At 42.1% G+C, this 21,282-nt stretch carries 13 protein-coding genes; 12 read left to right on the forward strand and 1 reads right to left on the reverse strand.

Going from position 1 to position 21,282, the window contains the following annotated elements; genetic code table 11:
* The first annotated feature begins 1 nt into the window (after window position 1).
* Entirely contained in the window at window positions 2–1,393 is a 1,392-nt protein-coding gene (locus N5O98_RS02550; RefSeq protein ID WP_061447859.1) for a TolC family protein, read from the forward strand.
* 18 nt (window positions 1,394–1,411) lie between these two features.
* The gene (gene lpxA / locus N5O98_RS02555; protein WP_004307481.1) at window positions 1,412–2,182 is read left to right on the forward strand and encodes an acyl-ACP--UDP-N-acetylglucosamine O-acyltransferase; all 771 of its coding nucleotides are present in this window, start codon (window positions 1,412–1,414) and stop codon (window positions 2,180–2,182) included.
* Between the two features lie 84 nt (window positions 2,183–2,266).
* Here the strand turns inward: lpxA and N5O98_RS02560 are convergent, their stop codons facing one another.
* Window positions 2,267–2,908 (reverse strand): carbohydrate-binding family 9-like protein, encoded by a 642-nt coding sequence (locus N5O98_RS02560; RefSeq protein WP_004310385.1) that lies wholly within the window; start codon window positions 2,906–2,908, stop codon window positions 2,267–2,269.
* A gap of 187 nt (window positions 2,909–3,095) precedes the next feature.
* Here N5O98_RS02560 and N5O98_RS02565 point away from each other — a divergent pair, with 187 nt between their 5' ends.
* The 10 genes from N5O98_RS02565 (at window position 3,096) to N5O98_RS02610 (ending at window position 21,270) form a co-directional block, all read left to right on the forward strand.
* Window positions 3,096–4,106 (forward strand): LacI family DNA-binding transcriptional regulator, encoded by a 1,011-nt coding sequence (locus N5O98_RS02565; protein ID WP_004310382.1) that lies wholly within the window; start codon window positions 3,096–3,098, stop codon window positions 4,104–4,106.
* Window positions 4,107–4,231: 125 nt separating this feature from the next.
* Complete coding sequence (locus N5O98_RS02570; protein WP_004310380.1) at window positions 4,232–6,868, forward strand: family 78 glycoside hydrolase catalytic domain; 2,637 nt, start codon at window positions 4,232–4,234, stop codon at window positions 6,866–6,868.
* A gap of 122 nt (window positions 6,869–6,990) precedes the next feature.
* Entirely contained in the window at window positions 6,991–9,393 is a 2,403-nt protein-coding gene (locus tag N5O98_RS02575; RefSeq protein ID WP_004310379.1) for a glycoside hydrolase family 2 protein, read from the forward strand.
* 5 nt (window positions 9,394–9,398) lie between these two features.
* Complete coding sequence (locus N5O98_RS02580) at window positions 9,399–10,367, forward strand: ROK family protein (protein ID WP_004310376.1); 969 nt, start codon at window positions 9,399–9,401, stop codon at window positions 10,365–10,367.
* Window positions 10,368–10,372: 5 nt separating this feature from the next.
* On the forward strand, window positions 10,373–10,951 hold the full coding sequence (locus N5O98_RS02585) for an SIS domain-containing protein (RefSeq protein WP_004310374.1): 579 nt from the start codon (window positions 10,373–10,375) through the stop codon (window positions 10,949–10,951).
* Window positions 10,952–10,973: 22 nt separating this feature from the next.
* On the forward strand, window positions 10,974–12,575 hold the full coding sequence (locus N5O98_RS02590; protein ID WP_008641751.1) for a hypothetical protein: 1,602 nt from the start codon (window positions 10,974–10,976) through the stop codon (window positions 12,573–12,575).
* A gap of 136 nt (window positions 12,576–12,711) precedes the next feature.
* A complete protein-coding gene (locus N5O98_RS02595) occupies window positions 12,712–13,866 on the forward strand; it encodes an MFS transporter (RefSeq protein WP_004310370.1) in 1,155 nt (384 codons plus the stop codon).
* A 12-nt stretch (window positions 13,867–13,878) separates the two neighbouring features.
* Window positions 13,879–15,978: a glycoside hydrolase family 36 protein gene (locus tag N5O98_RS02600; RefSeq protein ID WP_004310368.1), complete on the forward strand. Its 2,100-nt coding sequence runs from the start codon at window positions 13,879–13,881 to the stop codon at window positions 15,976–15,978.
* Complete coding sequence (locus N5O98_RS02605; RefSeq protein ID WP_004310366.1) at window positions 15,975–19,484, forward strand: alpha-galactosidase; 3,510 nt, start codon at window positions 15,975–15,977, stop codon at window positions 19,482–19,484. The genes N5O98_RS02600 and N5O98_RS02605 overlap by 4 nt, the downstream gene beginning before the upstream one ends.
* A 37-nt stretch (window positions 19,485–19,521) precedes the next feature.
* The gene (locus N5O98_RS02610; protein ID WP_004310365.1) at window positions 19,522–21,270 is read left to right on the forward strand and encodes a hypothetical protein; all 1,749 of its coding nucleotides are present in this window, start codon (window positions 19,522–19,524) and stop codon (window positions 21,268–21,270) included.
* Window positions 21,271–21,282: the final 12 nt, after the last annotated feature.

Genomic DNA, 21,282 nt, shown 5'->3' on the forward strand with positions numbered 1-21,282 from the left:
TATGAAGAAACAGATTCTATATATGTTGTGCGCAACTGCTCTCTTGAGCAGCTGCCACATCTATAAGTCGTATGACAGACCCGAAGATATCACCACTTCCGGCCTGTATCGCGATCCGGTAGCAGATAATGATACACTGGTTTCGGATACAGCCAACTTCGGTAATCTGCCGTGGAGAGAAGTCTTCACCGACCCGCAACTCCAGTCTCTCATCGAAACGGGACTGAAACAAAATACGGACCTCTTGTCCGCCGCTCAAAATGTGAAAGCAGCAGAAGCATCCCTCATGTCGGCACGCCTGGCTTATGCCCCGTCATTGGGATTGTCTCCGCAAGGAACGATCAGCAGCTTTGACAAGAATGCAGCTACAAAAACTTATTCATTACCTGTCACAGCCAGTTGGCAAGTCGATTTATTCGGTCAGTTGCTGAACTCGAAACGAAATGCGCAAGTTACACTGAAGCAAATGAAAGCTTACCGCCAGGCAGTACAAACACAAGTTGTCTCTAACATCGCCAATATGTATTATACATTAATGATGTTGGACCGCCAACTGGAAATAACCAAGGCTACAGCAGAAATTCTGAAAAAGAATGCAGAAACGATGGAAGCCATGAAAGATGCGGCCATGTATAGCATCAATTCAGCTGGTGTAGAACAAAGTAAAGCCGCTTACGCACAGGTACTTGCCAGTATTCCTGATATCGAGCAGAGTATCCGCGAAACGGAAAATGCACTGTCTACTCTTTTGGGAGAGGCTCCCCATGCCATCAAGCGTGGTGAATTGGAAGCACAAGTACTTCCAACCGAACTTTCCGCCGGTGTGCCTATTCAGCTATTATCCAATCGTCCGGACGTAAAAGCAGCCGAAATGTCATTGGCTAGTTGCTATTATAATACCAACTCGGCTCGTGCCGCTTTCTATCCGCAAATCACACTTAGCGGTTCAGCAGGATGGACAAATAATTCAGGAGCCGGAATCGTTAATCCCGGCAAATTGTTGGCCTCTGTTGTCGGTTCACTGACACAGCCATTGTTCTACCGCGGACAGAACATCGCTCGCCTGAAAGCTGCTAAAGCGCAGGAAGAACAAGCGAAATTATCTTTCCAACAAGCCTTATTGAATGCTGGTAGTGAGGTTAGCAATGCGCTAAGTTTATACCAAAAGACCAGTGAAAAGGTAGAATCTCGCCAAATGCAGGTAGAATCTGCTAAAAAAGCTTCGGAAGATACAAAAGAATTGTTTAACTTAGGGACCTCAACCTACCTGGAAGTATTGTCTGCACAACAGTCTTACCTGAGCGCACAAATCTCTCAGGTTTCTGATTGCTTTGATCGAATGCAGGCAGTAGTAAGCCTTTACCAGGCACTGGGTGGTGGAAGAGAAGAATAACTTTAAACATATACTATTATGATTAGTCCGTTAGCTTACGTAGATCCCGAAGCAAAGCTGGGCAAGAATGTAACTGTTCTGCCTTTTGCCTACATCGAAAAGAATGTAGAGATCGGAGATGACTGCGTCATCATGTCTTACGCTAGTATCTTGCAAGGTACTAAAATGGGAAAAGGAAATAAGGTACATCAGAATGCCGTCCTCGGAGCGGAACCGCAAGATTTCCACTACACAGGAGAAGAAAGTAGCCTGATTATTGGAGATAACAACGATATTCGTGAGAATGTGGTAATCAGCCGCGCTACATTTGCCGGCAATGCTACCAAAATCGGAAATGGAAACTACCTGATGGATAAGGTACACCTTTGCCATGATGTACAAATCAGCAATAACTGTGTAGTAGGCATAGGTACTACCATTGCAGGAGAGTGTATGCTGGATGACTGCGCTATCCTAAGTGGCAATGTCACCTTACACCAATATTGTCATATAGGTAGCTGGACACTGGTACAAAGTGGATGCCGTATATCTAAGGATGTGCCTCCATACGTTATCATGTCAGGAAATCCGGTGGCATATCACGGTGTAAATGCTGTGGTTCTCTCGCAACATCGCAATACATCGGAAAGAGTCCTCCGTCACATCGCCAACGCATACCGTTTGATTTATCAGGGTAATTTTAGCGTTCAGGATGCTGTACAGAAGATCATCGATCAGGTTCCTATGAGTGAGGAGATCGAGAATATTGTAAATTTCGTGAAGAACTCGGAAAGAGGGATTGTGAAATAAACAAAGTGAGTCCATATAAAGAAGGTTGATACTTTTTCAAGTATCAACCTTCTTTTTTATATTCAAATTCAAAGATTCAATTCACTATTCAAACTCCAACGTTCCGAAGAAATCAGGGCGGTGGAAATCCGGCTGTTCAATCTGTATCGGATTCCATGAAAGGAAATGAGGGGTCTGCAATTCATCGCCACATTTATAGAAATTAGCTTTTATCTCCTTTCCGTCGAGCGAATCAATCTGGTGCTTAAAGAACACAGAATACGGAATAATAAGGGCCACTTCCCAGTCCGTTTCACCGATGCGTTCAGCAAAAGGCTGATTACCCAGACTAGACCAGCGTTGTACAAGAGCAGTCACCTCTTTCGGTGCATGTTCGCGGTTGTTACGCACAGGTCCGGCACCCACCAGAATAGTTCCGATGCAATTGCATTCTATATTATAATAGATCCCGTCGCCTGCAGGTATGGAAAAGAATTCCACGCAGGAGTCAGTCCATACAGAACCGTTATCTTTTCCATACTTGGCACGTACACTCTCCTCTTTCACTTTAAAATGTAGCAAAATCGAGTTCTGTGTGTGAGCAATTCGAAAATTCACTTTAGGTTTGTAAGGATATTCAGCCCAATTGACACACTGAATCGACTGAAAATCTATTTTTTCTTCATCGAATAGTTTAGGAAGCGAACAAGCCTCCACGTTAGCCGCACTAATTTTCTTTACTTTCATATATCTTTCGTTTGAATGATACAAATATAGTTACTTTCTTTGGTTTACACCTTATTTCTATGTTATTTTTAAATTGCAAATTATTATATCAAAAAATAATATTTAGTTAAATATTACTCAACTATTATATAATGAGATATTTTTTCATATATTTGCCATCACTTAACCGATTAAATAGATACTGTTTATGAAAACATCCCTTAAAGACATAGCAGAAACCTTAAAATTATCCAAGACAACAATCTCTTGGGTACTTTCTGGTAAGGGGGATGAAAAAGGTATTAGTCTTGCTACACAAGAAAAAGTCTTTCAATGCGCCAAACAGTTGAATTACCAGCCTAATTTATTAGCCAGAAGCCTAAATACGGGTATATCAGGCACAATCGGATTAATCATACCGGATATTACAGACTCTTTTTACTCCAAAGTTGCCCGTTCTATAGAAAAGGAAGCGGAAACACAAGGCTATTCATTAATGATTTGTAGCTCTGAATCTGAAATAGAAAGAGAAAACAGAATGATCCGGTTATTCAAAGCGAAACAGGTGGATGGAATTATAGTAGCCCCCACAAAAGTTTCTAAAATTGAAATACAGAATCTAGTCAAAGAAGGCTATCCATTAGTCTTATTTGACCGCTACTTTCCTGAGATGCAGACAAACTACATCATTATTGACAATGAAGGCAGTAGCTACGAGTTAGTAAAGAAAATGATCGATAACGGTTCATCTAAAATAGCTATTATTACCACGAATCCTCATCTCCGCACAATGAATATGAGACGAGAAGGGTATGCAAGAGCTTTAATTGAAGCCAACCTACCCGTTGATCCTGATCTATATGGAGAGGTGACCTTTGTTGATTATGAGAAGAATGTTTTCAAGACTCTTGATCAAATATTCAGCAAAGTACCTGATGTAGATGGGTTCTTCTTCACAACCCATATTTTGGCTCTGGAAGCATTCCGTTACTTTTATGAAAAAGGAATCAATATAAATAAAGGATATGAATTGGCTTGTATTCATGGAGTATCAGCATTCCGTGTCTTAGCACCTAATATGAACATCGCAAGAATGCCAATAGAAGAGATCGGTAAGAATGCCGTAAGGATTCTACTTGGCGATATCAAATATCGCTTGGAAAATTCGACCGAAAAAAAAGAAGTAGAAACACTTGTCCTGCCATGTTCATTACCCTAGTCATGATTTTACATTTTTTCTTCAATCACTTAACCGGTTTAGTGAAAATAAATAATGATATCAAATTAACAAATGTAACAATAAAGAAAATAGCCCTCTAATTATTAACATAAAGATACAGAATTATGAAGTTCCAAATTAAAAATGAAAAATACATGCTGGCTCTATTAGGACTTCTAGTATGGGCATGCAGCAGTAACAACATTGATATTGAAAATATGCGATGTGAATATCAAATTTCTCCAATTGGCATTGATTCACCAGCACCGCGTTTTACTTGGAATTACACAACCAATAATGAAGATGCAACAGAGTTTTCTCAAGACAGCTATCAGCTATATATCGCCACCCGGGAACAAGATTTGAGAAACTCATCCGATAATAGCTGGCAATCTGACACTATTTACTCTGACACTCCTCATGCGACCTATCAAGGATCAGAAAAATTGAAATCCAGAACTCGTTATTACTGGCAAGTAATAGCATGGGATAAAACAAAGGAACATAAGATTATCTCTCCTATATCCAGTTTTGAAACAGCTCAACTCAACCAAAGTGACTGGACAGGAGTATGGATTACTGATAATCATGATAAAGATTATACGCCAGCGCCCATGTTGCGCAAGTCGTTTATCGCTCAAGATGATATACAACAAGCAAGATTATATGTAAGTGCCGCTGCATATTATAAAATGACATTAAATGGTAAATCAATAACATCATCACATCTCAATCCGGGTTTTACTCATTATGATAAAAGAAATCTGTATAACACATACGACGTCACTTCACAACTGCTCAAAGGAGAGAACGTACTATCTGCAATACTTGGGAACGGATTCTACAACGAATCGGCCCCTGTAGCAACATGGAGCTATGAGCAAGCCCGCTGGCGTAACCGCCCAAGAATGATCTGCGAAATGGAGATATTATATAAAAATGGAGAAAAGCAAACCATCCATTCAGATTCTACTTGGAAAACGAGTACCGGTCCTTATATACAAAACAATATTTATAGTGGTGATACCTATGATGCATGTCTTGCAATTGCTGGATGGGACAAACCGGGTTTTGATGACTCTAAATGGACAAATGCAATTCAGGTGGCTGCCCCTTCTCCCCTACTAGTATCACAAAACATGCCTGCTATTGAAACGGAACAATTTATCACTCCAATCAATATGCGTTCTTTTGGTGATACAGTCTATGTATACGATTTTGGAGTTAATATGTCAGGGGTCTGTACTCTTTCTATCAATGGCAAGAAAGGCACTAAAGTCAGTATGCAACACGGCGAATTGCTAAAAGATAACGGACGCTTGGAAATGCGCAACTTAGATATTTACTACAAACCATTACCTGGCCTCGCTTTTCAAACAGACACTTATATATTGGACGGAAAACAAGGTACATTCACTCCAGATTTTACATATCATGGATTTCAATATGTAGAAGTTCGTTCAGATCGTCCTGTAAAACTTACTAAAGAGAGCTTAACCGCTCAATTCATACATACGGCTGTTCCTCCTGTTGGTAAATTCAGTTGTTCAAATGAACTATTAAATAAAATATGGAAAGCTGCTAATCAATCATATTTATCAAATCTGATGAGTATCCCGACTGACTGTCCCCAACGAGAGAAAAATGGATGGACTGCCGATGCACACATAACAATGGATTTAGGATTATTAAACTTCGATGGTATTACTTTCTATGAAAAATGGCTGGATGATATGATTGATAATCAAAATGAAGAAGGACGTATATCGGGAATCATTCCTAGTTCCGGATGGGGCTATGATGACTGGATAGGTCCTGTATGGGATGCTGCCATGTTTATCGTGCCAATGGCAATTTACCACTACTATGGAGATACAAGAAGCATCGAAAAACTATGGCCTGTATGCACCAAATACCTTGCCTACCTCGCAGGACGCGAGGACGCGGAAGGAACCGTAACTTACGGAATTGGTGACTGGGTATTCCATAAAACACAAACCCCTACAGAATTCACCACTACCTGCTATTATTATTTAGACAATCTGTATATGGCTAAATTTGCAGAACTCATTGGAAAAGATGGTAGTAGTTATGCTAAGAAAGCAGAAGAATTGAAATTGCTTATCAATCACAAATACTTCGACACATCCAAAGCTATTTATGCCAATGGTTCGCAAGCAGCACAAGGAGTTGCCTTATACCTTGGAATCGTTCCTAAAGAATACGAACAGCAGGTTGCAGATAATCTTTCTACGATGATAAAAGCCAATAAAAACCTGCTCGATTTTGGAGTTTTAGGCAGTAAAACAGTCCTGCGGATGCTTTCCAAATATGGATATGCTGACTTGGCATATCAGATGGCCGCACAAGAAGAAGCTCCATCTTGGGGCAATTGGATAAAACAAGGTTTCACTACACTAGCAGAAACATGGATACTTTCACCTGAATTTAGAGATGCCTCCGTAAATCACATGTTTCTTGGAGACATTAATGCATGGATGTACAATATATTGGCAGGCATTAATTATGATGAACAGAAACCCGGATTCAAACATATTCTTATCCAACCTCATTTCGTAAAAGGTCTTGACTGGGTAAAAGCAGAATATAAATCTGTAAACGGAATCATTCGTTCTGAATGGGAACGTAAAGGAGAACAAGTGATTCTCAAAGTCACGATCCCAGTCAATACGAATGCAACAGTAGAATATAATGGTAAAAAGATAGATTTAAGGTCAGGAAAACATCAACTCACATTTTAATTGAAACAAAAGAAAGGAGGTTTAATAGAGGTATATAAAGAAGCAAAAATGAGACCGTTATGTAATACTATAAAAATATAACACTAGTTACTTTGTCACACCATCAATCAAATCTATTAACAATGAATAAAATCAGTACACTGCTATTTTTGATATTTCTCACTTGTACAAGTGGTGTTTTTGCCGATTCCGGTAGTTCCATCTCCTTAAATGGAACATGGGAACTCTCTTATTGGATGCAACCTGAAGAACCTATAACTTCGCCCAAGGACATGCAACTAGCTGAAGTGAAACATCTATCAGCCCAAGTCCCCGGTAATGTAGAACTAGACCTAATGGCTGCCAACTTAATTAAAGATCCGATGATTGGCAGTAATGTAAATGAATTACGCAAATGGGAAGGCTATCAATGGTGTTATTCCAAATCATTCGTAGCGCCACAACTAAAACCAGGACAACAATATCAACTCTTCTTTGCCGGAATAGACTGTCTGGCCGATATATGGCTGAATGGAAAGCACATTGGCAAAGCAGAAAATATGATGATTGAACATGCTTTTGATGTAACTAAAGAAATAAAAGCAGGAGAAAGCAATCAACTCCAAGTGATACTCCGTTCATCTGTTATTGAAGGACAAAAACATCTGTTAGGGACATTCAGTATTGGAAACTTCCCGTCTGAAGAATCCGTATTCATCAGAAAAGCTCCGCACACCTATGGATGGGACATTCTGCCACGATTAGTCAGTGCAGGTTTGTGGAGAGATGTAGAATTACGCGTATTGAATCCGGCACGTCTCACAGATGTTCACTATATGGTCGCCAATGTAGACACTGCTACCAGAAATGTACGTTTGTATACTGATGTACAAGTAAAACTACCTTTCGAAAAGTTCGACAAAGTGAAAGCCGTATATACATTAAGTCGCCATGGGAAAGAAATATATAAAGGAAGCTCTGTTGTCGTTTCCCCAGCATTCCGATATATAATGGAAATCAAGAATGCTGATTTATGGTGGCCAAGAGGATATGGAGAACCGGCTTTATATGATGCAAAAGTAGAGTTAGTAGATTCTGACGGCACTATTTTATCAACAGATAATAAACGGGTAGGCCTCCGCACGATTCAACTAGACATTACAGACATCAACCTCCCACCGGATCATCCGGGTAAATTCTGTTTCATAGTCAATGGAGAACCTATTTTTATTCACGGAACCAATTGGGTACCCATGGATGCACTCCATAGCCGGGATCATTCTTTCGTAGACGAATCTATCCGCATGGCTGTAGAATTAAACTGCAATATGATACGTTGTTGGGGTGGCAACGTGTATGAAGATCATCATTTCTTTAATTTATGCGATGAAAACGGCATTATGGTATGGCAGGATTTTACGATGGGATGCACTTTCTATCCTCAACGCAGCTCATTTACACAAGCATTGGAAGAAGAGGCCATTTCCGTTGTATGCAAGTTACGCAATCATCCATCACTCGTTTTATGGTCAGGAAATAATGAAGACGATTGTGCACTGCGCTGGTCTTTGCAACCATTTAATATTAATCCAAATCAGGATGTAGTTAGCCGCAAGGTCCTCCCGGCAGTTATTTATGAGTTTGACCCTACTCGCCCTTATCTTCCCAGCTCTCCTTACTACAGCCAAGCGGTATATGAAAGAGGAAGTGCTGACCAATATTTACCAGAAAACCATTTATGGGGTCCCAGAGGATATTACAAAGACAAATTCTATACGGATGCTACCTGCTGCTTTGTCAGTGAAATCGGCTATCACGGCTGCCCTAATTTAGAAAGTCTCCAGAAAATGATGACAAAAGATGCCGTATATCCCTGGACAAAAAATCATGAATGGAATGATGAATGGGTTACCAAATCTGTTCGTAGATTCCCAGAATGGGGAAAGACATTCGATCGCAATAATCTTATGATTAATCAGGTACGTTTACTTTTTGGTGAAGTTCCCTCCAAACTGGATGATTTTATATTCGCTTCTCAATCCGTACAGGCAGAAGCTATGAAATATTTCATAGAAATGTGGCGTGGAAAGAAGTTTGACGACAAGACTGGTATTGTCTGGTGGAACCTGCGGGATGGATGGCCAGTGATCTCTGATGCGATTGTTGACTACTACAATTCAAAGAAGATGGCATATTATTTCATCAAGAATGTTCAACAGGATGTTTGTGTACTAATCAATGATGCAGAAGGCGGAAATTACCCACTGATAGGAACGAATGACACACGCAACGTACAAAGTGGTAATGTAACGGTAACAGATACATCCTCGGGACGTAAAATCTATGAGAGCACTTTCCGTATTCCAGCCAATCAAAAGGTCAGAATAGCCTCACTACCGGAAGAAAGCGGTCAAGGAATCTATCTGATCCAATACCAGATCGGTAATCAGAAATTCATGAATCATTACCTATACGGCAAGGCACCTTTCAACTTGAAAGAATACAAGCGGCTGTTACAAAAAACCGGATTATACGCTAAAAAATAATAGTTATGAAAGAGAACTTGTTAGGAATTGACGTAGGAGGCACCAAATGCGCCATCATCTACGGTATCAAAGAAAACGACGAGCTACATATCATCGACAAAAAGAAATTTGATACGACCACAGTCGACGAAACAATAGACAGAATTCTCTGTGAAACCGAAAAGATGATGAACCTCCACCAGCTAACCCCTACTAACACAAAAGCGATTGGAATCTGTTGCGGAGGTCCTCTCAACAGTGAAACAGGCATCGTGATGTCTCCCCCTAACCTACCGGGATGGGACAACATCCCCATTGTGGCAATGGTGGAAAAAAAGACGGGCATTAAAACCAATCTACACAATGATGCCAATGCCTGTGCTTTAGCCGAATGGAAGTTCGGAGCAGGAAAAGGAACTAAGAATATGGTCTTTCTCACATTCGGTACGGGACTGGGAGCAGGATTAATATTAAATGGCAAACTGTATACGGGCACCAATGACAATGCCGGAGAACTGGGACATATCCGCCTGTCGGATTTCGGTCCGATAGGTTACGGTAAAAAGGGCTCTTTTGAGGGATTTGCCAGCGGTGGAGGTATTGCTCAACTCTCCAAAATGTATGTGATGGAGAAATTGCAGACCGGACAGAAAGTTGAATGGTGTACCTTACAGGAACTAGATCAGCTTACTGCCCGAAAAGTGGCTGAAGAAGCTGCCAAAGGTGATAAATTAGCCCAAAGCATATATGAGACGTCTGCTATTTATCTGGGAAAAGGATTATCCATGGTGATCGATATCTTGAATCCGGAAGTCATTGTGATAGGTGGCATCTATACCCGGAATAAAAATATGATGGAACCCATCATGCAAAAGATAATCGATCAGGAAGCATTATCCTGTGCAAACAGAGTATGTAAAGTGAAACCAGCCGCCTTGGGAGAGCAGATAGGAGATTATGCAGCTCTTTCTGTAGCCGCTAACTTAACCGATTAACTATTATGAAAGAGCTTATTGAAACAACACTGGAAGAGGCTCGGCAAACGTTGGAGAGCTTTCTTGAGGAAACAACAACAGTCGGGATTATTTCACAGGCAGCCTCTACCTGCGCCGAAGCATTAAAAGCCGGAAATAAGATTATCAGCTGTGGTAATGGAGGTTCTTTATGTGACGCCACCCACTTTGCAGAAGAACTAACCGGACGTTACCGCAACAACCGCATCCCGCTACCGGCAATTGCAATCAATGACCCGGCTTACATGACCTGTGTGGGAAATGATTTTTCGTTCAACGAGATCTTCTCCCGCTATGTAGAAGCTATGGGATGTAAGGGAGATGTATTATTGGCCATCAGCACAAGCGGACATTCCGAGAACATACTGAAAGCTGCCGTACAAGCACACAACAATGGAATGAAAGTGATAGCGCTGACTTCAAAAGGAGAGAATGAACTGTCACGACTGGCAGACATTGCAGTCTGCGCGCCACGAGCAGCACATTCCGACAGAATACAAGAAATTCACATCAAAGTTATCCACATTCTGATTCAGGCAATTGAGGCAGAATTAGGCTTTGAATAATAACCTACTAAATTTAATCAATATGGCAATGAAAATGACACATATCAGTAAAACTCTATTGAGTATTGTTTGCACACTTTGGGGAATGTCCGCCTGCTCGGATGATTATAACAAATATGACGATTGCCCGGCTTGCAACTATTATCCTGTTGCAGTAGGGAATTCAACAGGAACTCCGGTTCATGCTATCGGTGTCGAGATGGATCCACACTTCTTCTCACAAAACATCACCCGCAATGATGGTTCAAAGGCTGAAGATTGGGAAAATATAGTTGTACAACGGGTAAAGAAAATGAAAGTACAACAATTCCGAATCATGATGCAGCCACAATGGTGGGAACCCTCCAATGACAACAACGATCCTAATGTCGCGGATATGAGCAAATTCACTTTTGATTCGGAAGAAATGCAATCTGTATACAAAGTATTGGATCTGGCCCAGGAGAATAATATCGGAGTGACATTAGTCGTATGGGGAGCCATTACCAATATCGACTTACTATCAGGCATTAACAATGGTCAAAAGCATTTCTTGTGTGATGCACGAAGTTATAACGTTAATCCGGGTTGGATTGCCGGTATAGATAACTATGAAGAATTTGCTGAAAACTTCTCCACAATGGTGAAATACCTGATTGAAGAAAAGCATTATACCTGTATCAATCAAATTACTCCATTCAATGAACCTGACAGTCATATAGCAGGTTACGGCCGCATCATGTGGCAAGGTGATTTTGAAACCATGGGTTGGCAGGACACCTACGCCCCCATGGTGAAAGCACTGGATGCCAAGTTTAAAGCAGATGGAATACGCAGTAAGGTACACTTCAACCTTTCTGACAATACAGACGGTACACCCGGATATATCGCCGCCTGTGTTTCCGCTTTCACAAACGATGAAGCCGACCTGTATAACTCTCATGTATACAAGTTTGACTACAACACCCCTAATTCGACTCTCGTAAATTGGGAACGTCAAAATATAGCTTCTGCAGGAGGTAAAAGACATTTTGTTGGAGAATTCGGTTTTCCTGGATACGGAAGTGCCCGTCAATATGGTATAGACACGTATACGCGAGGGGTACAGATAATCCGCGTTGCTCTGAACTATCTGAATGCCGGTGCTTGCGGAGTAAGCTACTGGAGTCTGATCGATCAATATTATAACCGCAATGCCTCCTATTCGGAAATGCAGCAACTCGGTTTATGGAAATATCTAAAATCCGCTTATACCGAAGACCCAGATGTATATTCCAAAATCAAGGAAGACTACGAGGTACGTCCTCAATACTATGCATATAGTCTGTTGACACGTTTTGTCCGCCAGGGCGACGAAGTATATCCATTGGATCTCGGCGACGAGTTGATAGCCGGAAGTGCTTTTCTCAACACAGAGGGAAAATGGACGTATGTACTTTCCAACGCTACAGACAAAGACAAGATGATACAGTTGGAAAATGATAAAGAAGGTGCCAATGGAGAATACAATGTCTACAAATATATGGAAGGACGCCTACCGGAAGGTGATAATCTTATAGAATCAACAGAAACGGTCAACACGCAAGAGAATAACCTAAAACTTAAATTATCTCGTTCATCAATCAGGGTATTAGTACAAAAATAGAAGTATATACACCCCATTTAGTGGGGATATATATACACCGTATTGGGCATATATATTCACCATGTTAGCCATATATATCCACCGTGCTGGATATATATGCCCACCAACCAAGTAATTTATCATCAAAAGTACACGAATGAAAAAAGAAATATCCATAGTAAAAATGCTCTCCGTCATGTTCGGATTCTTCGTTATGGGATTTGTTGACATTGTCGGAATAACCACGAGCTATGTGAAGAATGATTTCAGCCATCTCACCGATACGATGGTTAATCTCATCTCTCTATCCTGTTTCTTGTGGTTCCTGGTGCTTTCTATTCCCACCGGAATGTTAATGAATCGCATCGGACGCAAGAAAACCGTACTACTTAGCTTCGCATTCCATGTATTAGCCATGTGCCTTCCACTCGTTGCATACGACTTTACCGCCATATTAATCGCATTTGCCTTGATAGGTATCGGTAACACTCTATTGCAAGTTTCACTCAATCCATTAGTAACGGATGTCGTTGCAAACGATAAGTTGACAGGTACATTAACCCTAGGACAATTTGTCAAAGCAGTCAGTTCATTCCTGGGTCCTATCCTGGCAGCTTGGGTGACTGGTAGTTTTTTCGGATGGAAAATGATATTCCCCATTTATGCCGGACTGTCACTGCTCGCTTTGATATGGCTATGGCTTACCCCTATACAAGAAAAACAACAGGAACGGAAGAACATTTCTTTCAAAGTCACTCTTGAATTATTCAAAGACAAATACATTCTTGCTTTCTTTATCGGTATTCTCGTGCTGGTAGGTGTAGACGTAGGTATCAATATGACTTTCCCTAAATTCCTGATGGAACGTTGTGATCTACCACTGACAGATGCAGGAATGGGAAATAGTGTGTATTTCTTCGCCCGCACTGTAGGAGCCTTTTTGGGTGGTATCCTACTGATGAAATATTCAGAAAGTAAATTCTATATTTATAGCGTCTGGATAGCTCTCGCAGGATTGATACTGATGACCATTAGCACTAATCTCTGGTTTATCCTCGGATGTGTAGCAGTTTTCGGGATAGGATATGCCAATCTGTTTTCCATCATCTTCTCTCTGTCTTTGAAACGTGTTCCCGAGAAAGCGAACGAAGTATCTGCACTTCTTATCGTCGGTGTATCTGGCGGCGCCGTCCTCCCGCCTATTTTAGGAGTAATTACCGATTCATTCCACAGTCAGTTATCTGCAATCATAGTACTTGCCATTGTATGGTGCTATCTGATCGGAATAATGAGAAAAATAAAAACCACATAAACCTATATTCTAATGAAACATTTCAAGAAAATCGAATCGAAATTCCTGTTCTCATTACTGATTATGAGTGTGTGGAGCATCATAGCCGTGGGTCAGACGACGGCTAAAATCTCCAAACACATTCCTGAAATCGAAAAATGGATTCAGAAACAATTCGCTAAAGGAAAAACACCTCCGTTCTCGTTTATATGTGACGGGAAACCTTCCGCAGAATTTATCCGCCAATGGGACTATTCCCAGCAAAAGATAGAATCCGAAGAAGCGGATGTGATAAAGTATCTCTTTACCTACTACAATCCTACCAACGGACTGAAAGTAGAATGTACCGTAAAAGGCTATCCCAGTTATCAGGCTGCCGAATGGGTATTGAACTTCACCAACAAAGGTACGAGCAACTCTCCCACTCTGGAACAAGTGAAAGTAGTGGACCTTGCCATGCAATACGCTTCTAAAGGAGAATTCAAGTTACACTATGCAGACGGAAACCATATCTCCAAATATGATTTCCATCCACGTTCGGTTACTCTGGCAACGGGTGAAACCAAACAGATGTCTCCACAAGGAGGACGCTCTTCAGAAGGGGACTATCTTCCTTTCTTCAACATTGAATCACCTGCCGGACAGGGAGTCATATTAGGAGTAGGCTGGTCGGGCACCTGGTATGCAGATGTATGCGCACAAGATAATCGTACAATATCCATGGCTTCGGGAATGAAAACCATGAAATTATACTTACGTCCACAGGAAACAATTCGTACCCCAAGTATCAGTCTGATGTTTTGGGAAAATATCGACCGGATGGCAGGACACAATAAATTCCGCCGTTTTGTCCTGGCACACAAGTCACGGAAAATCAACGGAAAATTTGCCGAATATCCTCTTTCCAGCGGATTCAACTATCGGGACCCCGCACCTTGTACGGAATACTCATGCCTGACAGCCGATTATGCCATTGCCATGGTGAAACGTTACATACAGTTCGGATTGAAACCCGAAGTATTCTGGCTGGATGCCGGATGGAACACCGATGCTGCAGACTTCGAACATGGCAAGACCTGGGCCAACACAGCCGGTAACTGGACTGTAGATACATTGCGCTTCCCCAAAGGACTTCGTCCTGTAGCCGACGAAATACACAAAGTAGGAGCTAAATTCATGGTCTGGTTCGAACCCGAGCGTGTCATCCGTGGTACCCAATGGGCAGTAGAACACCCCGACTGGATGCTCGACATTCCCGAACACAACAATGACACCTACCTACTGTTCGATCTGGGAAATCCGGAAGCCTGCCACTGGATGAGTAAATATATAGGCGATATGCTCGAAGAAAACGGCATAGACTATTACCGTCAGGATTTCAATATGCAGCCGGATATCTACTGGGCAGCCAACGATGAGCCCGGACGTACAGGAATGAAAGAGATACGACACATCGAAGGACTATACTACTTCTGGGATTATCTGCTGAGCCGATTCCCGAACCTGCTCATAGACAACTGTGCCAGTGGGGGACGACGTATTGACTGGGAAACAATCGGCCGAAGCGCACCACTATGGAGGAGTGATTATTATCATTACGACGATCCGGACGGCTACCAATGTCACACGTATGGCCTGAATTTCTTCCTACCTTTACATGGAACAGGTAGTTTACAGACCGATCCGTATTCTTTCCGCTCAAGCGTCAGCACAGCTTTGATTTATAACTGGAAAATAACCGATAAAAATGCCTCCGTTTACGAAATGCAACGTTGTCTGAAAGAATTCCACGAAATCAGACCTTACTATTACGAAGATTATTACCCACTGACGGGTACAGAAGACATGACGCGGGATAATATCTGGCTAGCCTATCAAATGCATCGTCCGTCGGACGACAGTGGTATTATCGTTGCTTTCCGCAGAACCGCCTCCAAAGACAAAAAAATCACCGTCAGACTTTCAGGAGTGGATCCGGAAAAATACTATACAGTGACAGACATGGATAGCCGACAGAGCAAAATCTATCAGGGAAAAGAACTGACCAGTCAGTTGCCACTGATCCTCGAAAAGCCACATAGTTCCTTATTACTAAAATATAAAGTTACCAACGAAAAACCGAATAAAGAATGAAAAAAAGAATACTATATTATCTATTCATTCTGCTTCTGTTCCCTCATAATGGAACAGGACAGACGGTAGCCCGCATGAGCGACCGCCCGGTAAACACCAGCCAATGGATAACCACCCACTTTGCCCGCGGTGTGGTCCCTCCTTTCTCTTTCGAATATGGAGGTAAACCTTCACAGGAATTTATCAAAAGCTGGTCTTATACGGCTACGCGTCAGAAAAGTGACGATCCCAAGGTTCTGAAATACCTTTATACTTATCGTGAACCATCCGGAGGATTAAAAGTCGAATGTGAAGTGAAAGGCTTTACCGACTTCAATACGGTGGAATGGGTACTCCGTTTCACCAACCAGGGAAAGAAAAATACGCCGGAGATTGCCAACATAAAAGTGTCTGATATCACATTCCGCTACCAGCATCCGGGAGCATTCAACCTTCATCATTCCGAAGGCAGCCATGCATCCAAATCAGATTTCAGCCAGCAACTTACAATCTTGTCTCCGGGTGATAATCTTTATATGAGACCGGAAGGTGGACGCTCTTCACAAATGCGTATGCCATTCTTCAATATTGAATCTCCGGCTAATCAAGGAGTTATCGTAGCCATCGGATGGACAGGAACCTGGTTTGCCGATGTGCGCTGTGCAGACCAGCAAAGCGTAGCGCTTACCTCCGGAATTGAACGTTTGAAAACCTATCTGTATCCGGAAGAGAGCATCCGCACTTCCAGTGTATGCCTGTCATTCTGGAACGGTTCCGACCGGATGAAAGGACACAACCAGTTCCGCCGTTTCGTGCAAGCCCACCACACTTGGAAAGTAGGTGGTAAACCGACCGTATATCCAATATCGACCAGTTTCAACTACGGTGATCCTACTCCCTGTAATGAATATACCTGCCTGACTACAGATTATGCCATTGCTATGGTGAAACGGTATGAACAATTCAAATTAGTACCCGAAGTATTCTGGCTGGATGCCGGATGGTACAATCACTCTGCAGATGTAGCCAATCATAAGAATTGGGCGAACACCGTAGGAAACTGGACCGTCGACTCTATTCGTTTCCCCGAAGGATTACGCCCCATCGCCGACGAAGTGCATAGAGTTGGTTCCAAGTTCATGGTATGGTTTGAACCGGAGCGTGTTATGAAAGGCTCAGCTTGGGCACTGCAACACCCTCAATGGATGTTGGATGCCAGAGGAAAAGCCAAACAGGAAGACTGGACAAAAGATGGTGAGCACGACTCTTATCTATTCAATCTCGGAAATCCGGAGGCATGTCGATGGATGAGTAAATATATCGGAGACTTCCTCGAAGAAAATGGCATAGACTACTACCGCCAGGATTTCAATATAGAGCCGGAAGGTTTCTGGGCTGCCAATGATGAACCTGGCAGACAAGGTATCTGCGAAATCCGATACATTGAAGGACTTTATTCTTTCTGGGAATATCTGCTGAACCGCTTTCCGGGCTTGCTGGTTGATAATTGTGCCAGTGGCGGACGCCGTATTGACCTCGAAAGTATCTCACGCAGTGCACCGATGTGGAGAACAGATTACAGTTATGGAGAACCAATCGGCTATCAATGCCATACTTACGGATTGAACTTATACCTTCCCCTGCATGGTACAGGAACTGTGAGTGCCGATAAATTCACTTTCCGTTCCAGCCTCGGAACCTCTATTATCTACAACTGGAAAATAACCGAAGCCGGACAATCCATCTATGATATGCGCGACCGCCAGGCAGAGTTCAAAGAACTCCGCCCCTATTTCTATGAAGATTACTATCCGTTGAGTGGAATAAACAACATTACTTCGGAAAATATCTGGCTAGCATACCAACTTTATCGTCCGTCGGATGACAGCGGATACATCGTAGCTTTCCGCCGCAAAGACAATCCGGACAAGAGCTATACTGTCAATTTATCAGGGCTACACCCTGACCACACTTATATACTCACCAATAAAGATACAGGAGAAGCTATAAAGAAAACCGGTAAAGAACTGGCTAACGGCTTCACGCTGACACTGGATAACCCGCAAAGTAGTCTGATAATCAAATACCAAAGTTCAACAACTGCCATACAGAAACTTTCTGTAGGAAAGAAAACCGGTGTAAAGCTCCGTGCTATAGGTGCAGAACTAGATCCCCACTTTCTCTCACAAAATGTGACCCGCAATGATGGAGCTAAAGCTGAAGACTGGGATCGCATCGTTGTGAAACGTGTCAAAGAAATGGGACTGCAAAGCTTACGGGTGATGGTGATGCCACAATGGTATGAGCCAAAGAATGACAATCCGGATGCATCCAAAATCGACTGGCATAATTTCACTTTCAACTCTGTAGAAATGCAATCACTCTACAAAGTATTGGATATGGCACAAGAACAGAAAATGGAAGTCACCCTTGTACTTTGGGGAGCCCCTCCGGGACATTTCCTGGCCGAAGGGAATTATGGTAACTGGGTAGTAGCCCCGACTAACTATGAAGAATGGAGCGAGAACTTTTCCGCACTTGTACAACACCTGCTCAACAACAAAAAATACACGTGCGTCAAAGAGATTACTCCGATCAACGAACCAGATTGGTCATATATCATCAAAGGTAAAGCTGCTCCCACCGCCGACTATATTGAAATGTGTAAAGTACTCGACAGACGTTTCAAAGAGGATGGAATAAGAAATAAAGTACATTTCAGCCTTTCTGACAATTCAGACGGAGGTACAGGAACGCATAAATATCTGGCAGCCTGCACGAAAGGACTGGCGAACGTTGCTGACGTATTCAACTCCCACACCTATATCTTCGGCTACGAAACTCCGAACTCCACAATTCTGGATTGGGAAAAACAAAACTCTCAATTGGCCTCTTCAGTTGGAAAAGCCCATTTCATCGGTGAATTCGGAGGTAATCAATGCGTAGGTGCCACCAGACAAAAAGATATCGACTTGTATGAACGAGGAGTACTCATGACACGCATAGCCATCAATCTACTCAATGCAGGAGCAAGCGGTGTTAGCTATTGGAGCCTGATAGACCAATACTATGGTAAGGATGCAGACTACGGAGCAATGCAGCAACTGGGTTTATGGAAGTATGTAAAGAAAACATACGCTTCGGAACCATACTACAACGATATCAAAAGTGATTACGAGGTACGCCCACAGTACTATGCCTATTCTCTGTTGACACGTTTCATACGCCCGGGAGCTGAAATCTATCCGATAGCAACACCGGAAGAATGGTATGCAGGAACTGCTGTTCGAAACACAAATGGCAAATGGGTATATGTTTTCGCCAATGGAATGGACCAGGAGAAAGCAATAAGCCTAATCAACCAACATACGCAAACCAAAGGGAATTATCAGGTTTACCGTTATATCAAAGACGGTTTACCTACCACAGACCAAATGTTGGCTCCGGACGCCCAGCCTCTCAAAGTGAACGATAAAATTCTATGTTTACTTCCGGCTCATTCTGTGATCGTCTTAAAACAAGAATAACTATGTACTCTATTTATTCATTAAACAAATAGTATTTATGAAAACACATTTCTACATTTTATTAATGCTTGGAATGGTATTCCTTTTGGGATGTGAAGACGAAAAGTTAGGCACAGACCTAGGAGTAACCAATGTAGTGCTTCCGGATATTTCGGAAGAATCCCTGGGCACAGAGATTACCATTCAGGGAAATGGCTTTATCGACTGTGATGTACTGGCTCTTTCTCCCCTTTCAGGAGGAACCGAACAGCCCATCTACATGGAAACCAGAGAAGTACAATCCGATCATATCACGGTACTTTACCCCTCTACGGCCACCAAAGATTCTTATGGACTTGTATTGGTACGCGGTAGCAAAATGCGAACATTAGGCGTCATCAACAGTACTGTTGGAGTTATGCCCGACGAAAACCTGCGTAATGCCTTGTCTGCTCTTTTCCCTGATATATTTAAAGGAGAAAAGATATCTTCCAGTGCTAAATATGTCACTTTCACTGATGGCACACTAAATATCAGCGATAAAAATATCACTTCTCTGGAGGGACTCGAATATTTCAGCAACATTCGGAAACTGATCTGCAACAATAATGATATCAGTGAAATTCCTGCAGAAGTACTATCCAGACTGTCTGAACTGACTGCACAAAACACTGGTCTGACCAAACTGGAACTAGCCACTTCGGAACAGCCGAACACGACATTGGTATCTCTCAACATAGATGGAAGTACCAAACTAGAATCTGTCGACCTGTATTATTGTTATAACATTGAGAAGTTCTCTGCTCTAAACTGTAAACTGGTATATCTGGATGTACGCAATTACCACAGTATCTATGGCGGATGTCTGAACTACAACAGCACAGACTTCAAATTTACTTTCAGCGATGACGCAAGTAAAGAACGACTCCTGAAAATGGAATCCTGGTGGATGGACTCATACTACAGCAATAGCGGTTCTATCGTAGATGCCATCAATAATGGAGTGACAGTGGAAGGGTACGACTGGATGCACGACTATCCCGATGGAAACAACAACTATTATTACAGTTACGGAAAATATCAGAAGACAATGAAAAAGTACGGAGAAATTCCTGATATCAATCTGCGAAACGCACTCAAAGCATTGGTTCCGGATGTATTCGATGGAGATAAAGTTCTGACAGTGGCTGCTCTGAATACTGAATACTTCAGGAATAACACGACCCTTGATCTTAGCAATAAGGGAATCACTAATCTGGAAGGACTACAATACTTCTGCGGATACAAAAACCTCATTCTGGATGGAAATAATCTGGGAGAAATCGATCTTAGTAAATACGCAATCAGTACCAGCTACACGGCAGGTCCGGTAGATGAGAAAGGAATTCAGACTTTCAGTGCCAAGAATGCAGGATTAACCAAATTCATTTCTGGCGATCAGTATATGATAACCTCTATAGATGTGAGCAACAATCCGGGATTAGCATATCTGGATATAAACCGGTGCAAATCCATCACATCACTAAATGCATCCGGTTGTCCGCTCACTTATGTTGATCTGCGTAATCTGGCAGGTACTTATTCCGTACTAGGTTACTCCGGTGGAGCTGTAGATGCCTCAAAAGTTCAGTTCTCATTTACCGACAGCTCTTCAACTCAAAGGAAGCTACTAGTAGAAGAATGGTGGATGGATAGCCCATGGAATGGCACAAGCCCATGTATTACCGCAAAGAATCAAGGTGTCCGGATAGAACGCTATGAATACATAGGATACGACAAGGATAAAATGTTGAGTTCATTTAATTAGACAGAAAACAAT

Origin of the sequence: Bacteroides sp. LFL-34 (assembly GCF_027257075.1) — a bacterium.
Taxonomy (GTDB): Bacteria; Bacteroidota; Bacteroidia; order Bacteroidales; family Bacteroidaceae; genus Bacteroides; species Bacteroides ovatus.

Coding starts and splice junctions, on each gene's coding strand:
- N5O98_RS02550 (WP_061447859.1), top strand. CDS start 2: ATGAAGAAACAGATTCTATATATGTTGTGCGCAACTGCTCTCTTGAGC.
- lpxA (WP_004307481.1), top strand. CDS start 1,412: ATGATTAGTCCGTTAGCTTACGTAGATCCCGAAGCAAAGCTGGGCAAG.
- N5O98_RS02560 (WP_004310385.1), bottom strand. CDS start 2,908: ATGAAAGTAAAGAAAATTAGTGCGGCTAACGTGGAGGCTTGTTCGCTT.
- N5O98_RS02565 (WP_004310382.1), top strand. CDS start 3,096: ATGAAAACATCCCTTAAAGACATAGCAGAAACCTTAAAATTATCCAAG.
- N5O98_RS02570 (WP_004310380.1), top strand. CDS start 4,232: ATGAAGTTCCAAATTAAAAATGAAAAATACATGCTGGCTCTATTAGGA.
- N5O98_RS02575 (WP_004310379.1), top strand. CDS start 6,991: ATGAATAAAATCAGTACACTGCTATTTTTGATATTTCTCACTTGTACA.
- N5O98_RS02580 (WP_004310376.1), top strand. CDS start 9,399: ATGAAAGAGAACTTGTTAGGAATTGACGTAGGAGGCACCAAATGCGCC.
- N5O98_RS02585 (WP_004310374.1), top strand. CDS start 10,373: ATGAAAGAGCTTATTGAAACAACACTGGAAGAGGCTCGGCAAACGTTG.
- N5O98_RS02590 (WP_008641751.1), top strand. CDS start 10,974: ATGGCAATGAAAATGACACATATCAGTAAAACTCTATTGAGTATTGTT.
- N5O98_RS02595 (WP_004310370.1), top strand. CDS start 12,712: ATGAAAAAAGAAATATCCATAGTAAAAATGCTCTCCGTCATGTTCGGA.
- N5O98_RS02600 (WP_004310368.1), top strand. CDS start 13,879: ATGAAACATTTCAAGAAAATCGAATCGAAATTCCTGTTCTCATTACTG.
- N5O98_RS02605 (WP_004310366.1), top strand. CDS start 15,975: ATGAAAAAAAGAATACTATATTATCTATTCATTCTGCTTCTGTTCCCT.
- N5O98_RS02610 (WP_004310365.1), top strand. CDS start 19,522: ATGAAAACACATTTCTACATTTTATTAATGCTTGGAATGGTATTCCTT.